Annotated in this window: 14 protein-coding genes; 1 reads left to right on the top strand and 13 read right to left on the bottom strand. The window is 40.8% G+C overall.

Annotated elements, in window-relative coordinates:
* Positions 1-85: 85 nt before the first annotated feature.
* Complete coding sequence (locus tag QNH17_RS08505) at positions 86-1795, top strand: Rqc2 family fibronectin-binding protein (RefSeq protein ID WP_283878277.1); 1710 nt, start codon at positions 86-88, stop codon at positions 1793-1795.
* 46 nt (positions 1796-1841) lie between these two features.
* Here the strand turns inward: QNH17_RS08505 and pyrE are convergent, their stop codons facing one another.
* From pyrE to QNH17_RS08440, 13 genes are all read right to left on the bottom strand, one after another.
* Positions 1842-2489: an orotate phosphoribosyltransferase gene (gene pyrE, locus QNH17_RS08500; protein ID WP_283878276.1), complete on the bottom strand. Its 648-nt coding sequence runs from the start codon at positions 2487-2489 to the stop codon at positions 1842-1844.
* Entirely contained in the window at positions 2486-3202 is a 717-nt protein-coding gene (gene pyrF / locus QNH17_RS08495) for an orotidine-5'-phosphate decarboxylase (protein WP_283878275.1), read from the bottom strand. The genes pyrE and pyrF overlap by 4 nt, the downstream gene beginning before the upstream one ends.
* Complete coding sequence (locus QNH17_RS08490) at positions 3174-4115, bottom strand: dihydroorotate dehydrogenase (protein WP_283878274.1); 942 nt, start codon at positions 4113-4115, stop codon at positions 3174-3176. Before QNH17_RS08490 ends, pyrF begins: the two co-directional genes overlap by 29 nt.
* Positions 4112-4885, bottom strand: a complete 774-nt coding sequence (locus QNH17_RS08485; RefSeq protein WP_283878273.1) for a dihydroorotate dehydrogenase electron transfer subunit — start codon at positions 4883-4885, stop codon at positions 4112-4114. The genes QNH17_RS08490 and QNH17_RS08485 overlap by 4 nt, the downstream gene beginning before the upstream one ends.
* Positions 4882-8088 (bottom strand): carbamoyl-phosphate synthase large subunit, encoded by a 3207-nt coding sequence (gene carB, locus QNH17_RS08480; protein WP_283878272.1) that lies wholly within the window; start codon positions 8086-8088, stop codon positions 4882-4884. The genes QNH17_RS08485 and carB overlap by 4 nt, the downstream gene beginning before the upstream one ends.
* A complete protein-coding gene (locus tag QNH17_RS08475; RefSeq protein WP_283878271.1) occupies positions 8081-9172 on the bottom strand; it encodes a carbamoyl phosphate synthase small subunit in 1092 nt (363 codons plus the stop codon). The genes carB and QNH17_RS08475 overlap by 8 nt, the downstream gene beginning before the upstream one ends.
* Positions 9169-10455 (bottom strand): dihydroorotase, encoded by a 1287-nt coding sequence (locus QNH17_RS08470; RefSeq protein WP_283878270.1) that lies wholly within the window; start codon positions 10453-10455, stop codon positions 9169-9171. The genes QNH17_RS08475 and QNH17_RS08470 overlap by 4 nt, the downstream gene beginning before the upstream one ends.
* Positions 10415-11359, bottom strand: coding sequence for an aspartate carbamoyltransferase catalytic subunit (locus tag QNH17_RS08465; protein ID WP_283879461.1), 945 nt, complete (start codon positions 11357-11359; stop codon positions 10415-10417). Before QNH17_RS08465 ends, QNH17_RS08470 begins: the two co-directional genes overlap by 41 nt.
* Positions 11360-11512: 153 nt before the next feature.
* Entirely contained in the window at positions 11513-12826 is a 1314-nt protein-coding gene (locus tag QNH17_RS08460; protein WP_481858583.1) for a solute carrier family 23 protein, read from the bottom strand.
* A 172-nt stretch (positions 12827-12998) separates the two neighbouring features.
* Complete coding sequence (pyrR, locus tag QNH17_RS08455) at positions 12999-13541, bottom strand: bifunctional pyr operon transcriptional regulator/uracil phosphoribosyltransferase PyrR (RefSeq protein WP_283878268.1); 543 nt, start codon at positions 13539-13541, stop codon at positions 12999-13001.
* A gap of 185 nt (positions 13542-13726) precedes the next feature.
* The gene (locus tag QNH17_RS08450; RefSeq protein ID WP_283878267.1) at positions 13727-14638 is read right to left on the bottom strand and encodes an RluA family pseudouridine synthase; all 912 of its coding nucleotides are present in this window, start codon (positions 14636-14638) and stop codon (positions 13727-13729) included.
* On the bottom strand, positions 14610-15119 hold the full coding sequence (gene lspA, locus QNH17_RS08445; protein ID WP_283878266.1) for a signal peptidase II: 510 nt from the start codon (positions 15117-15119) through the stop codon (positions 14610-14612). The genes QNH17_RS08450 and lspA overlap by 29 nt, the downstream gene beginning before the upstream one ends.
* Positions 15120-15217: 98 nt before the next feature.
* Positions 15218-15502, bottom strand: coding sequence for a hypothetical protein (locus QNH17_RS08440; protein ID WP_283878265.1), 285 nt, complete (start codon positions 15500-15502; stop codon positions 15218-15220).
* Positions 15503-15552 lie beyond the last annotated feature (50 nt).

Below are 15552 nucleotides of genomic sequence, written 5' to 3'. Positions count from 1 at the left end.
TAAATTAGATAATAAGTTAAAATAAGACAGTCTTTTTTTAGTAAGCTATAATTAATTCATATGAATGTAGTAAAGGATGTTTTCCATGTCATTTGATGGTTTATTTACAAAAGCAATGGTCGATGAACTTGTCCGTTCGTTAAAGGGCGGAAGGATTAATAAAGTTCATCAGCCCTATAAAAATGAAGTGATTCTCACCATTCGCGCCAATGGGGTAAATCAAAAACTGCTATTATCGGCGCACCCAAGCTATGCACGAGTTCAATTCACGGAAGAGGCGTATGAAAATCCAAGTGAACCGCCAATGTTTTGTATGCTGCTCAGGAAACATATCGAGGGTTATATATTAGAGGATTTATATCAAAAAGAAACCGATCGAATGATTGTTCTAGAAATTAAGGGCCGGAATGAGATTGGGGATATTAGCTACAAACAATTAATTATTGAAATTATGGGTAGACACAGCAATATTGTCCTCGTTGATAAATCCCGGAATATCATTCTTGACAGCATCAAGCATGTCTCCTTTGCGGTGAACAGCCACAGGGCAATTATGCCAGGACAGCCTTATGTTTTTCCACCAGAACAGCATAAGCAAAATCCATTCCATTGTGACCAAGACGATCTATTAAGAAAAATTGATTTCAATGCAGGGAAGATTGACCGCCAATTAGTTGAACAATTTGCTGGGATTTCACCCCTATTCGCTAAAGAAGTAATATTCCAAAGTGGCCTTGCCAATCGTGCTACTGTCCCGGGAACGTTTATAAGTATGGTTAAAAAAGTTGAATCAGGTGATATTTTCCCCTCCATTATCTCGGCAGGCGGGAAGGACGCATTTTACTTATTTCCACTTGAGCATCTGAGAGGAGAAATAAAAACATATCCCACGCTAAGTGAAATGCTTGACCGTTTTTATTTTGGCAAAGCCGAAAGAGATCGGGTTAAACAGCAAGGAAATGATATTGAACGATTTATTCATAATGAAAAAGAAAAGAATGAAAAGAAAATTGACAAACTGAACGTTACATTAAAAGAAGCTGAGCGTGCAGAACAATTTCAACGCTATGGAGAACTGTTAACGGCAAATTTATATGCAGCCAATAAAGGAATGCGTGAAATTGAAGTGCTCGATTATTATGATGAATTAGGTGGGACGATTATCATTCCATTAGACCCGCGGAAGACACCATCTGAAAATGCCCAAAAGTATTTTTCCAAATACCAGAAGGCAAAAAATGCAGTTGAAATTGTTATTGAGCAAATCGAGAAAGCCCAAGTTGAAGTTTCCTACTTTGATAATTTATTACAGCAGGTACAAGCTGCCTCCCCTAAGGATATTCAAGAGATTCGGGAAGAACTTGTAGAGGGCGGCTATATTCGGGAACGGCAAAAAAAGAAATTGAAGAAGGCACAGAATGCCAAGCCAGTATTAGATTATTTTTTATCTAGTGATGGTACAGATATTATCGTTGGCAAAAATAATAAGCAAAATGATTATTTAACAAATAAATTGGCAGCAAGGGATGAGATTTGGCTTCATACAAAAGATATCCCTGGCTCACACGTGGTAATTCGCAGCAAAGAACCATCTAGTGAAACGATTCGAGAAGCTGCCATTTTAGCCTCCTATTTCAGTAAGGCGCGCAATTCCAGCTCTGTCCCTGTTGATTTTACAAAGGTCCGATTTGTAAAAAAACCAAGTGGGGCAAAGCCAGGGTTTGTGATTTATGATAATCAACAGACAGTATATGTCACGCCAGATGAGGAAATGGTACTTAAATTGAAGAAATAGAAAAAGAGGGCATCCGCAAAGTCTTGGATGCCCTCTTTTCTGTTTATCAACGAATCTGTGTTTCCAAGAACTGACTGCTCCATTCAGCGGGGTTTTTACTCCATAACAGGAGACTCTTCTGATCATCTTCAGTAACGATACCCTTAGAAATCGCTACTTCTATTAATGTTTCAAAATCAGTCAGTGATTTACTAGCAATCTCATTTTCCTGAAGTAGTTCTTTTCCCTTTTCAAGGCCATATGTAAAAATGGATACTACTCCAAGCACGTCACAGCCAGCTTCCTTTAATGCTTGAACAGCGGTGATCACACTGCCTCCAGTTGAGATTAAATCTTCTACAACAACTACCTTTTGACCTGCCTCTGCTTTTCCTTCAATCTGATTCCCTTTACCATGACCTTTTGCTTTCGAACGAACGTAGCACATAGGAAGGTCCATTAGGTCGCTGACCCATGCCGCATGAGGGATACCAGCCGTTGCAGTTCCTGCAATGACCTCCGTCCCAGGAAAATTTTCTTCAATCAGCTGCTTCAGTCCTGCAGCAATTGCTTTTCTTACCTCAGGGTAGGATAGTGTTAAGCGATTATCACAATAGATTGGGGAACGAAGTCCTGATGCCCATGTAAAGGGCTCCTCGGGCTTCAAGGCAACCGCGTTGATTTCTAGTAATTTTTCTGCAATTAAATTTTTCATTGTGTTACTCCCTTCCATGCTTCTATCCATTGTTGATAACTCGTAACAGGGTCTTGTGAACGGGTAATTGAGCGGCCTACCACAATCGCACTTACCCCCATTGTCCGTGCTAATTCAGGAGTTGTGACACGCTTTTGATCTCCTACCTGATCTGACGTCATTCGAATCCCCGGGCATACTGTCAAAAATGATTGTCCGGCCGTTTCCTTTATTAAAGCGGCTTCCCATGCGGAGCAAACCACTCCATCTAAGCCTGCTTGTTTCGTTATGGAGGCATAATGAAGCACCGATTCCTTTAAGGAGACCGGAATAAGTTGTTCTTTTTTCATTTGTTCCTCAGACGTACTTGTTAATTGTGTTACAGCGATACAGTTAGGCCGTTTCTGTCCTGCAGGGGTACCTGCTTCTAAACCTTCCAGTGCCGCTTGCATCATATCAATTCCACCGGCAGCATGAACATTAACCAAATCACACTCTAAACGCGCAAGACCCTTCATTGCACTTTTCACTGTGTTTGGAATGTCATGAAGCTTTAAATCCAGGAAAATACGGTGACCTTGCTCTTTTAATTGATGAATAATTGAGGGGCCTTCCTGGTAAAACAACTCCATTCCCACTTTTACAAAAAGCTCTTTGCCAGCGAACGGCTTTAGAAATTGATTAACCTCGTTTATGCCGGGAAAATCAAGCGCGATGATAAGCGAGTTGTCCATGTTCCTTCCAGCTCCTTCCTGTACATTCACTGATGTGTTCAAATCCTAATTTTCCAAGCAGTTCAGGCAGTTCTTCAATGATTGTCGGACAAACAAATGGGTCAACGAAATTGGCCGTACCGACTGCGACTGCACTTGCTCCTGCATAAAAATACTCGATGACATCACTAGCCGTCTCAACGCCGCCCATACCGATGATCGGAATCTCGACCGCTTGGCTGACTTCGTGAATCATCCGGATCGCCACTGGCTTTATCGCTGGGCCAGACAATCCACCGGTTCGATTGGCAAGAATCGGTTTGCCTGTTTTTAAATCAAGTCTCATTCCGATAAGGGTATTAATCATGGTCAACCCATCTGCACCCCCAGCTTCAACAGCCTTTGCCATTTCGACAATGTTTGTTACATTGGGCGACAGCTTCACATATACTGGTACCTCTGAAACCTCTTTAACCTTACGGGTTAATTGTTTCGCGATTTCAGGAATGGTTCCAAAAGCAATCCCGCCTGTTTTTACGTTAGGGCAGGAGATATTCAGTTCAAGTGCATGAACATTTGGAGCCTTAGATATTTGACGGGCTACCTCCACGTAATCCTCTTCAAGCGAGCCGGCCACATTTGCAATAATTGGTACATCGTACTGAGATAAAAAAGGAAGCTCTTCGCTAAGGACTTTTTCTAAACCTGGATTTTGCAGGCCAATGGCATTTAACATTCCTGCAGAAGTTTCGGCGACACGAGGCGTTGCGTTTCCGAACCTTGGTTCTACCGTTGTAGCTTTAATCATAATCGCGCCGAGAACACTCAGATCATAGAACTGACTGTATTCTCTGCCGAACCCAAAGCAGCCGGATGCAGGCATGATTGGGTTTTTTAAGTGTAAGCCTGGTAATTCAATGTTTAATCGACTCATATCAATACCTCCCCTGCTCGGAATACAGGACCATCACTGCATACTTTTTTATAGGAAACTCCTGTTGAATCGTCTTTCTTTTTACATACACAGGCAAAACAGGCACCAATGCCGCAGCCCATACGCTCTTCTAGTGATAAGAAAACTTTTTTATCCTGGTAGTTCTGCTCAATTGCTCTTAACATCGGAGTTGGTCCGCATGTATAGATACAATCAAATTGCAATTCTTTCATTACATCCGTCACAAAGCCCTTTCTACCATAAGAACCATCAACAGTCGCTACATAGGTTTCCCCATTTTTCAAAAACTCTTCTTCGTAAAAGACAGCTGATGCAGTTTGGAAGCCAAGCACATGGATGACTTTAACCCCTTTTGCGACTAACTGATTGGATAATTCATATAATGGAGGAACTCCAATTCCGCCGCCAACGAGTAAGGCAGTTTCTCCCTTGCTGACTTCTTCAGCTGGAAAACCATTTCCTAGTGGACCAAGGATGTCGACATGCATCCCTGGTCTTAAGTCTGCCAACATGGAAGTTCCTCTTCCATCTTTACGATAAATCATTGTTAAACTTTTCTGTTCATAATCATACGAGGAAATACTAATTGGTCTTCTTAACAGTGGATCCAAGCCATTTGTTACTTTAATATGGACAAATTGACCTGGCTCCGTTATTTGCGTAACCAACTCTCCTTCAATGGTCAGCTCATAGATATCTGAGGCAATTTCTTTTTGGCTGAGTACTTTGCATAACTCTTTTTGGATCATGCAAACACGGCCTCCTTTTTCATCGCTGCCATTGGTTCTGCTGAAAAGTTCATTGATTCAATTACTTTTAAGATCGCATCAGCCGTGTCAAGTGAAGTTAAGCATGGGACTCCATTTTCAACTGCTTCCCGGCGAATTCTAAACCCGTCACGTTCAGGCTGTTTGCCCTTCGTTAGTGTATTGATAATGAACTGGGCTTCTCCATTATGGATTACATCTAACAGCGTTTTTCCTTCTGAACCAATTTTTCCAACCAATTTTACTCTTAGGCCTGCAGATTCTAGAACAGCTGCTGTACCGCTTGTTGCCATTAAACGATAGCCGATTGCAGAGAAACGCTTCGCAAGCTTTAATGCTTCTTCTTTATCTTTATCGGAAACTGTAAACAATACAGTGCCGAATGGCTGAATTTTCATGCCTGATGCAACTAATCCTTTATATAAAGCCTTTTCCAATGTTACATCCTTACCCATGACTTCTCCAGTTGACTTCATTTCTGGCCCAAGCGTGATATCGACACTCTTCAGTTTGGCGAAAGAGAATACAGGAACTTTGACATATACTCCTTCTTTTTCAGTGACAAGACCTGGGATGTAGCCTTGGTCGAGAATCGATACCCCAAGGATTGCTTTTGTCGCAATTTTTGCCATTGGGATATTCGTAATTTTACTTAAGAAAGGAACGGTACGGCTTGATCTTGGGTTCACCTCTAGAACAAACACTTCGTCTCCTGCAAGAACATATTGAATGTTAAGTAATCCAATAATATTTAACCCTTTCGCTAATTTCTCTGTATACTCCACAAGTGTTTGTTTCACTTTTTCACTTAAAGTTTGCGAAGGGTAAACTGCAATCGAGTCACCTGAGTGGACACCAGCTCGTTCGATATGTTCCATGATACCTGGGATTAAGACATTAGTACCGTCGCAGATAGCATCAACTTCAATTTCTTTTCCTGTTAAATATCGGTCAATCAAGACTGGATGCTCTGGATTCACTTTAACAGCGTTTTTCATATAGTAAAGAAGTTCTTCTTCACGGTAAACAATTTCCATTGCTCTTCCACCTAGTACATAGGACGGACGGACAAGGACCGGATAACCGATTTCGGTGGCAATCACAAGTGCCTGTTCCACTGACATAGCTGTTTTCCCTAATGGCTGTGGGATGTTTAACTGCACAAGCGCTTGTTCAAATTTATCACGATTTTCAGCACGGTCTAAGTCTTCTAAGCTTGTTCCAAGAATTTTCACGCCGTTTTCTTCAAGTTTAGCAGCTAAGTTGATTGCGGTTTGTCCGCCAAACTGGACGACTACCCCTATTGGTTTCTCTAAGTCAATAATACTCATCACATCTTCGATCGTAAGTGGTTCGAAGTATAGCTTATCAGAAATACTGAAATCCGTTGATACTGTTTCTGGATTATTATTAATGATAATCGCTTCATAGCCTGCTTCTTTAATGGCTTTTACAGAGTGTACGGTCGCATAATCAAATTCAATGCCCTGGCCGATGCGGATTGGACCGGAACCAAGAACAATAACACTATTTTTCGACGTTACAATTGACTCGTTTTCTTCTTCATAGGTGCCATAGTAGTATGGTGTTGCTGATTCAAATTCAGCTGCACATGTGTCAACCATTTTATATACTGGGATAATTCCGAGATCTTTTCTAGTCTTATTAATTTCTTGTTCAGATGTATTCCATAGCTGAGCAATTTTTTTATCTGTAAAGCCTTTTTGTTTTGCTTCAATGAAGATTTCCGTTTCAAAAGGATTTGCAGCAATTTCTTTTTCCAGTTCGATAATTCCTTCCATCTTCTTTAGGAAGAATAAGTCAATTTTACTCCAGTCATGAATCTTCTCTATGGTTAATCCACGTTTTAACCCTTCTGCGATGTAAAAGAGGCGTTCGTCCCCTGCTTTGCGTATCCGTTTTTCGAGTAATTCATCATCGATTACTAAAGCGTCGTTTAATTCGAAATGGTAAACCCCTGCCTCAAGGGAGCGGATCGCTTTCAAAAGAGATTCTTCAAATGTACGGCCAATCGCCATAATTTCTCCCGTTGCTTTCATTTGTGTCCCTAGGGAACGGTTACCTGATTCAAACTTGTCAAACGGCCATCTAGGGATTTTGGTTACGATATAATCTAGTGCCGGTTCAAAGCTTGCATAGGTTTTTCCTGTTACCGGATTTAACATTTCATCAAGTGTTAAGCCAACGGCGATTTTAGCTGCAAGCTTAGCAATTGGATAACCGGTTGCTTTTGACGCTAATGCCGAAGAACGGCTAACTCGTGGATTTACTTCAATAATATAGTAGTTGAAGCTGTATGGATCTAATGCCAGCTGAACATTACAGCCGCCTTCAATTCCTAAGGCACGAATAATTTTTAATGAAACATTGCGAAGCAGCTGGTACTCACGGTCACTTAATGTTTGGCTCGGCGCTACAACAATGGAATCTCCAGTGTGTACGCCGACAGGATCGATGTTTTCCATGTTACAAACAACAATGGCATTGTCGTTTGCATCACGCATTACCTCATATTCTATTTCCTTGAAGCCTGCGATACTTTTTTCTAGTAAACATTGATTTACAGGGCTGTGCTTTAAGCCGCTAGTAACGATTTCTTCTAATTCCTCGTCATTATGACAGATACCGCCGCCTGTTCCTCCTAATGTAAACGCTGGACGGACAATGACAGGGAAGCCAATTTTTTCAACAAATGCTTTTGCTTCTGCTAATTCATGAATGATTTCACTATCTGGAACTGGTTCGTTTAATTCATTCATTAGGCTGCGGAAAAGGTCGCGATCCTCTGCTTGGTTAATCGCTGAAAGTTTCGTGCCAAGAATTTCTACTTCACATTCAGCTAAGACGCCTGATTTTGTAAGATCCACCGCTAGGTTAAGACCTGTTTGTCCACCAAGAGTCGCGAGCAGTGCATCTGGACGTTCTTTGCGAATGATTCTGCTGACGAATTCCACAGTCAAGGGTTCGATATAAACAGCATCTGCCATCTCTGTATCCGTCATGATGGTAGCCGGATTTGAGTTAACTAGAATAACACGGTAGCCTTCTTCTTTCAGAGCGATACATGCTTGGGCACCAGCATAGTCAAACTCTGCTGCCTGCCCAATGACAATGGGTCCTGAACCGATTACTAAAATGGAGTTGATATCTGTACGTTTAGGCATTTGCTGTAACCTCCTGTTTGTTCTTTTCCATCAAGTCAAGAAATTGATTGAATAAGCCGTTTGCGTCTTCTGGTCCTGGAGATGCTTCGGGATGATACTGAACAGTAAATGCTGGGTAATCCAGGTGTTGCAGTCCTTCGACTGTTCCGTCATTTACTGCGATGTGAGTAATTTCTAATCTTGTATTCTTAATAGAGTCTTCCTCTACTGTATAGCCGTGATTTTGCGAGGTAATCGCAACCTTTCCTGTCGATAGGTCTTTAACTGGATGGTTGGAACCGCGATGACCGAACTTCATTTTTTCCGTATTAGCTCCACATGCTAGGGCAAATAACTGATGACCAAGACAAATTCCAAACAATGGTACTCTGCCTAATACACCTTTTAGCATATCAATTGCTTCTGGAACGTCTTTTGGATCCCCAGGTCCATTAGAAAGCATAATTCCGTCCGGACGTAACTGGAGGATTTCGTCAGCTGTTGTATGATAAGGGACAACAACCACATCACAATCCCGATGGTTTAGTTCCCTTAAGATTCCGTGCTTCATTCCAAAATCAACTAAGACTACTCGCTTGCCTCGACCTGGGCTTGGATAAGCATTTTTTGTGGAAACTTGTTTGACTTGATTTGTTGAAAGCGGTGCTTTTCGTAACTGAGTTATGACTTCATTCGGATCTTTTTCAATGCTGCAGATTGCACCTTTCAGAGTCCCATATTGACGGATAATCCGAGTTAATTTTCGTGTATCGATTCCTGCGATCCCTGGGATTTTTTTCATGTCAAAATATTCATCTAATGTGTATTCGTTTCTCCAGTTGGAAGGGAAGTCTGCTGCTTCTTTCACAATTAAACCCTTTATTGCCGGATTGATTGATTCGAAATCGTCTCGGTTAATTCCGTAATTTCCGATTAGTGGATAGGTTAATGTAACAATCTGTCCGCAATAAGAAGGGTCGGATATAATCTCTTGATAGCCTGTCATCCCTGTATTAAAAACAACTTCACCAATTGTTTCCGTATCACTTCCAAAGCCTTTACCGATAAAAATGGTACCATCTTCTAATATAAGTTGTTTTTTCATACTAAGACACTCCCTTTTTCCCAAGCAATTTCTCCTCCAGCGATTGTCATCTCAGGCCATCCGTTACATTTCCAACCGCTAAATGGTGTATTCTTTCCTTTTGATAAGAATTCTTCTGTATTAATTTCACGTTCTTCTTCTAAGTTCAAGAGTACTAAGTCTGCCGGTGCTCCCACTTCAATTTTCCCGTACGGAAGCGCAAATGCTTCGGCTGGCTTGACGGTTAGATACTCAATTAATTGTTCGAGTGTGATGATATTCTTTAAAACGAAGTGCGTATATAGTAATGGGAATGCTGTTTCGAGCCCAACAATACCGAACGGTGCAAGTGTCATTCCCTCCGCTTTTTCTTCTGTTGTATGTGGAGCATGATCAGTTGCAATGAAATCAATGGTTCCGTCTAAGAGCCCTTCTATTAAGGCTTTACGGTCTTCTTCAGCACGAAGTGGCGGATTCATTTTGAAGTTTGCATCCAAGCTTGGGATATCATCTTCAGATAACAATAAGTGATGCGGCGTTACCTCTGCAGTAACTTTTATTCCTGCCCGTTTAGCATCTCTAACTACCCGGACAGATTCCTTTGTGCTGATGTGGCAGACATGATAATGACAGTCTGCTGCTTCGGCTAGGAGTACATCCCTTGCAATTTGAACTGATTCACAAATAGATGGAATTCCATTTAATCCATGTTTTCTAGCAAATGAACCATCATGGACTGAGCCCTTATTGATTAATGTATTTTCCTCACAGTGTGCAACAATCGCCATATCTAGTGCAGCAGCTTTACGCATTGCCTCTAGCATCATTGCAGCTGACTGCACGCCTACTCCGTCATCTGTAAAGGCAAATGCACCTTTAGCTTTCAAGCCCTCAAAATCCGTTAACTCCTGACCCAACTGGCGGATTGTGATGGACGCATACGGCAACACTCTAACTTTCGCAGTATCCTTAATGCGCTTTTGCAAGTCCTCCATATTATTAATGGTGTCAGGCACCGGTCTTGTGTTTGGCATGTTGGCAATAGTGGTAAATCCGCCTCTTGCTGCGGCTTGTGTTCCGGTTGCGATGGTTTCCTTTTTTTCTCCGCCTGGTTCACGAAGGTGGACATGTAGGTCGATAAATCCAGGTGAAACTAATTTACCTTCCGCGTTCACTGTGCGATCCACAATTGCGTCAATTTGTGTTTCAATCTTAGTTATTATTCCTTCTTCAATTAATATATCAGCTTGTTTCTTTTCTCTATTAGATGCTATGTAGCACGCGTTCTGAATAAGTAGTTTCATTTTGGTTTCCTCCTTCAAGGCTTTCGATTGATCTTTTAATGGCTGCCATTCTGACGTATACACCGTTTTCCATTTGTTTAAATATCCTTGATCGCTTGCACTCTACAAGGCTATCAGCTATTTCTACATTCCTATTAACAGGTGCAGGATGCATGATAATGCTGCCCTGCTTCATCATCTTTTCTCTTTCTAGTGTAAGACCATATTGTTTGTGATATTCATTTGCCGTAAAGCTGCTTTTTTGTTGATGCCGTTCATGCTGTACACGAAGTAGCATGACTACATCGGCTTCTTGGACGGCCATATCAATCGGCCTATACCTTGATATATCTGTACTCCTAGTATCGAACCACTCTTTTGGTCCCGAAAAAATCACTTCTGCTCCCAGCCTTGTTAGAACATCTGCATTGGAACGAGCTACCCGGCTATGACGAATGTCGCCGATAATGGCAATTTTTAAGCCTGTGAATTGTCCAAACTCTTGCTGGATTGTCAATAGATCAAGAAGTGATTGAGTCGGATGATGCCCGCATCCATCCCCGCCATTTATGATTGGAATGTTTACCTTACCAACCAATTCATCAAAATAGCGATCTTGTTCGTGACGAATGACAATGGAGTTGACACCGATTGATTCTAATGTTTTTACCGTATCGTAAAGTGTTTCGCCTTTTTGGACACTTGAAGTAAGTACTTCAAACGGGATTACTTCTAATCCTAATCTCCTTTGGGCCACTTCAAAGCTGCTCTTGGTTCTTGTGCTCGGTTCAAAAAATAGATTGGCAGTAAACATTTGCCTGTCCGGAGACCATTTCATTCCGTTTTTAAAGTTATGAGCATCTGTTAAGATTTGATAAATCTCATCCACCTTTAATTCATTCGTGGTTAGTAAGTGACTTAACATCAATCATCCGCCTCCCTCATTTTGAATAAAAAAACACCCTGACCAGAAAGTTCAGGGTGTATGTATGCCAAGATAATCCATGAGTCAAAATCATGGTATTAAGCATACACCCTTTTAAACCTCACTGGATTTATTTAAAGAGTTGAAACTTAATTATGCAGTTTTCCGCTTATCAGAGGATTCAATCTCCTCAAGCATATTTTCATTTGCTGTTTCTCTGCCAGGAAGGATAAGGTTTAACAATACCCCGCAAATGGCTGCTAGTGCCATCCCTTGTATTTGTAATGACTCTGATACTTTTATGACAGCTCCACCGATGCCAACCACCAAGATGACAGATGAAATGACAAGGTTACGTTTGTTGCCAAAATCAATTTTGCTATCCACTAGCATACGTAAACCAGAGGAAGCTATAATTCCGAAAAGAAGGATTGAAACTCCGCCCATAACCGGAGTTGGAATGGTGCTGATTAGAGCAGTTATTTTTCCAATAAAGCCAAAGATGATCGCGAAGATTGCAGCACCAGCAATGACATACACACTGTAAATTCGAGTAATGGCAAGGACACCGATGTTTTCACCATAAGTTGTTTTTGGCGGTCCGCCAATCAGAGCGGAAATCATCGTTGCTGTTCCATCCCCAAGGATCGAGCGATGTAAGCCAGGTTCTTCAATATAATCTCTGCCGACTACCTTACTTAGCACCAACTGGTGTCCGATGTGCTCTGATAGTGTAACAATCGCAACTGGTACCATTAACAGTACTAAATCCCAAGTGAATTTTACTTTATAGCTTACAAACGGAATAATAAATTCAGGCATTTCAAACCACTTAGCCTCTAATACTGGTTTAAAATCGACCACTCCAACCACTAGTGCGTAGATATATCCGACAATAATCCCCGCTAAGATTGGGATCATACTTAACATTTTTTTTGCATATATCGAAAAGATAATCGTTGCTATTAGCGTGACAAGGGCTACAGAGAAATGAAGCATGCTGTATTTTCCACTCACAGGATTGTTCATAGCCATATTCACGGCGGTTCCGGATAGGGCTAATCCGATGACAATAATAACTGGTCCGACAACAATTGGCGGGAGAAGATTCATGATCCAGCGATGGCCTGCCTTGCTGATGATAAGTGAAACCAGTCCATAAACAAGTCCTGCAATGAAAGTACCCACCATGGCGCCGCCAGGTCCCCCAGCTGCTTTAGCGGCAATCACAGGTGCGATAAATGCAAAGGATGAGCCTAAGTAAGCTGGAACTTGGAATTTAGTTATTAATAAAAATGCTAATGTGCCAAGTCCACTTGATATAAGTGCAATCGCTGGGCTTAATCCCACAAGGTAAGGTACTAATATAGTGGCTCCAAACATGGCGAATAAGTGTTGTAAGCTTAATGTGATCCATTGAAAGGGTTTAGGAATATCTTTTACGTCTAAGATAGGTTTATTGGTCACTGTGATTTCCCCCATTTTGTATAATGCTTTGCTTTAGTTTTTTATTTTTCCCATAAAAAAACCCTCTTTATCCGTGAGGGTACAAAGAGGGTTTGGACATGCCTAAATATAGATTCTTTGGGCATATTCCCCTTTGTCAGCCTCACAGGACTACTTTTAAAAGGGTAACTATTTATTTTTCAAAAATACTGACTTGATCGACCTGATCCACTTCAGCTAACTCAACTACAATTTTTTCTTCACTTGAGGTCGGAATATTTTTCCCCACATAGTCTGCCCGGATTGGAAGTTCCCGGTGTCCGCGGTCGACTAAGACCGCCAGTTGAATGACTGCAGGTCGTCCAATATCCATTAAAGCATCTAGACCAGCTCGGACTGTCCTCCCCGTATATAGAACATCATCAACAAGTATCACTTTTTTATTATTTATCCCCACCGGAATATCTGATCCTTTAACCAGTGGTTCTTGATTATCTGTTTTCTTTGTTAAATCGTCTCGATAAAGGGTAATATCTAACTCACCAACAGCGATTGCTTTTCCCTCAATCTCCTCAATTTTGGCTGCAAGTCGATTGGCCAAATAAATGCCCCTCGTTCGAATACCAACCAAAATACTATCATCTATACCTTTGTTTTTTTCAATAATTTGGTGGGCAATTCTAGTCAAGGCCCTGCTAATGGCTTGTTCATCCAGGACAACTGCTTTTTGGTTCATACTACACCTTCTTCTTTTGTAAAAATAAAAAACCTCTCACCCAATTCTGGCGAGAGGTTAACTAGTTAATTTACAGATATGGGTATAGTTCTCCCCATGATCTTAACCGTTTCCTTCTCAGCCTCACGGGACTGTTTTAAAGGCTTATTAAGCTAAAATTATCTTACTTCAAATTAACGACTGTGTCAACGATTATTTCGAAGCTGATTAAGTAATAACTCGATATCTTCTGGAAGTGGGGCTTCAAATTCTAAATATTCGCCAGTTCTCGGGTGGTTAAAACCAAGCACACCTGCATGTAATGCTTGTCCATTAATTTCGAGCGTCTTTTTCGGACCATATTTTGGATCTCCAGCGAGAGGGTAGCCAATGTATTTCATATGAACACGGATTTGGTGTGTTCTACCTGTTTCTAATTGACATTCAACAAATGTAAAATCCTTAAAGCGTTCAAGAACATGGAAATGTGTGACCGCATGTTTGCCATGGTCAACGACTGTCATGCTTTGTCGGTCTTTCGTATCTCTGCCAAGTGGAGCATCAACAGTTCCAAAGTCATGGGGAATGACTCCATGGACAATCGCTTTATATTTACGGGTAACCGATTTGGCCACTAACTGATTGACAAGACTTTCGTGAGCCAAATCATTTTTAGCCACCATTAATAGTCCAGATGTATCCTTATCAATCCGATGTACAATCCCTGGTCTTAACACACCGTTAATCCCTGATAAATCCTTACAATGATACATTAAACCATTGACCAATGTTCCAGACATATGACCTGGCGCTGGATGAACGACCATACCCCTCGGCTTGTTTACTACCAAAACATCACTGTCTTCATAGTAAATTTCTAAATTAAGATCTTCTGGGACCACATCTAACTCTTCGGGGTCCGGAATCGTAATTTCTATTTGGTCGTCTACGTTACATTTATAATTTGTTTTAATCTGTTGCCCGTTTACCGTTATATTGCCTTCTTTAATCCATTGCTGTACTTGAGTTCTTGACCATTCTTCATCAAGACCAGAGATCACCTTATCAATCCGATCCCCTTTTTGCTCCTCAAGAATGATGTGTTCCATTTTCTCCATATGATTTCTCCTTTGTTTCTCTCTCTTCTAGTACCATTTGAATCATTAACAAGATGACACCGATCACTAAAGCTGAATCTGCGATGTTAAAGACAGGGAAATTATAGCCAAAAACATACGTATGAATGAAATCAACAACTTCCTTGCGAATGACACGGTCAATAAAGTTTCCGATCGCGCCTCCAAGCATCAATGCTAAAGATACACCTAGTATCCTTTTACCTTTTGCAGCTTTGTATAGATAATACATAATTGCGATTATTACAACAATGGTAATAACATAAAAGAGCCACATTTGTCCTTGTAATATTCCCCACGCCGCTCCACGATTGCGATGAGAAGTAATATAGAAAATATTATCAATGATAGGTATACTCTCCCCTAAATACATCTTACTTACAATAAGCCATTTCGTAATTTGATCTAATAAAATAACAAAAAGAGCGATTAAGTAATAAAACACTAAGAAATACCTCCACATCAGCTAGACTCATCATGTCTAGACGCTTTCGCTTATCATACTTCTTAAGCATTTTAGCATACTTTTTCGCTAAACGAAAATGTAACTTTATGAAAAGATCAATAAATCGGTTTTTTGTAATAATGCATTAAATACTCTGAATCCTTTACTGACTTTAAGGTAGGAATGATTTTTAATAATTCATTAGGCAAAAATTCTCCAGAAATTTCGCATTGCCCAAAATTTCCATTTTTAAGCTTTTGAATTGCTGTATTAATATCTGATAATTCCTCTTCTAAAACGGATGTAAACCAGTCCTGCTTCGGTTTGTTTCTTAAGGAATATTCAATTTCTTCTTTCGTTTGACGGAGTTCCAAAAACAGCTGTTCCTGCGTGGCATTCATAGTTGTTACCTCCGTGTTTCATTTGTCTTATTATTTCCGGCATCCATTAA

This window comes from Neobacillus sp. SuZ13, assembly GCF_030123365.1.
Classification (GTDB): Bacteria; Bacillota; Bacilli; order Bacillales; family Cytobacillaceae; genus Neobacillus.
Note: the sequence above shows the minus strand (reverse complement) of the source record. Positions and strands in the feature narration are given on the sequence as shown.

Coding starts and splice junctions, on each gene's coding strand:
- QNH17_RS08465 (WP_283879461.1), bottom strand. CDS start 11,359: ATGTTAAGTCACTTACTAACCACGAATGAATTAAAGGTGGATGAGATT.
- pyrF (WP_283878275.1), bottom strand. CDS start 3,202: ATGGACAACTCGCTTATCATCGCGCTTGATTTTCCCGGCATAAACGAG.
- QNH17_RS08470 (WP_283878270.1), bottom strand. CDS start 10,455: ATGAAACTACTTATTCAGAACGCGTGCTACATAGCATCTAATAGAGAA.
- QNH17_RS08485 (WP_283878273.1), bottom strand. CDS start 4,885: ATGATCCAAAAAGAGTTATGCAAAGTACTCAGCCAAAAAGAAATTGCC.
- QNH17_RS08490 (WP_283878274.1), bottom strand. CDS start 4,115: ATGAGTCGATTAAACATTGAATTACCAGGCTTACACTTAAAAAACCCA.
- QNH17_RS08475 (WP_283878271.1), bottom strand. CDS start 9,172: ATGAAAAAACAACTTATATTAGAAGATGGTACCATTTTTATCGGTAAA.
- pyrE (WP_283878276.1), bottom strand. CDS start 2,489: ATGAAAAATTTAATTGCAGAAAAATTACTAGAAATCAACGCGGTTGCC.
- QNH17_RS08440 (WP_283878265.1), bottom strand. CDS start 15,502: ATGAATGCCACGCAGGAACAGCTGTTTTTGGAACTCCGTCAAACGAAA.
- QNH17_RS08450 (WP_283878267.1), bottom strand. CDS start 14,638: ATGGAGAAAATGGAACACATCATTCTTGAGGAGCAAAAAGGGGATCGG.
- QNH17_RS08505 (WP_283878277.1), top strand. CDS start 86: ATGTCATTTGATGGTTTATTTACAAAAGCAATGGTCGATGAACTTGTC.
- pyrR (WP_283878268.1), bottom strand. CDS start 13,541: ATGAACCAAAAAGCAGTTGTCCTGGATGAACAAGCCATTAGCAGGGCC.
- lspA (WP_283878266.1), bottom strand. CDS start 15,119: ATGTGGAGGTATTTCTTAGTGTTTTATTACTTAATCGCTCTTTTTGTT.
- carB (WP_283878272.1), bottom strand. CDS start 8,088: ATGCCTAAACGTACAGATATCAACTCCATTTTAGTAATCGGTTCAGGA.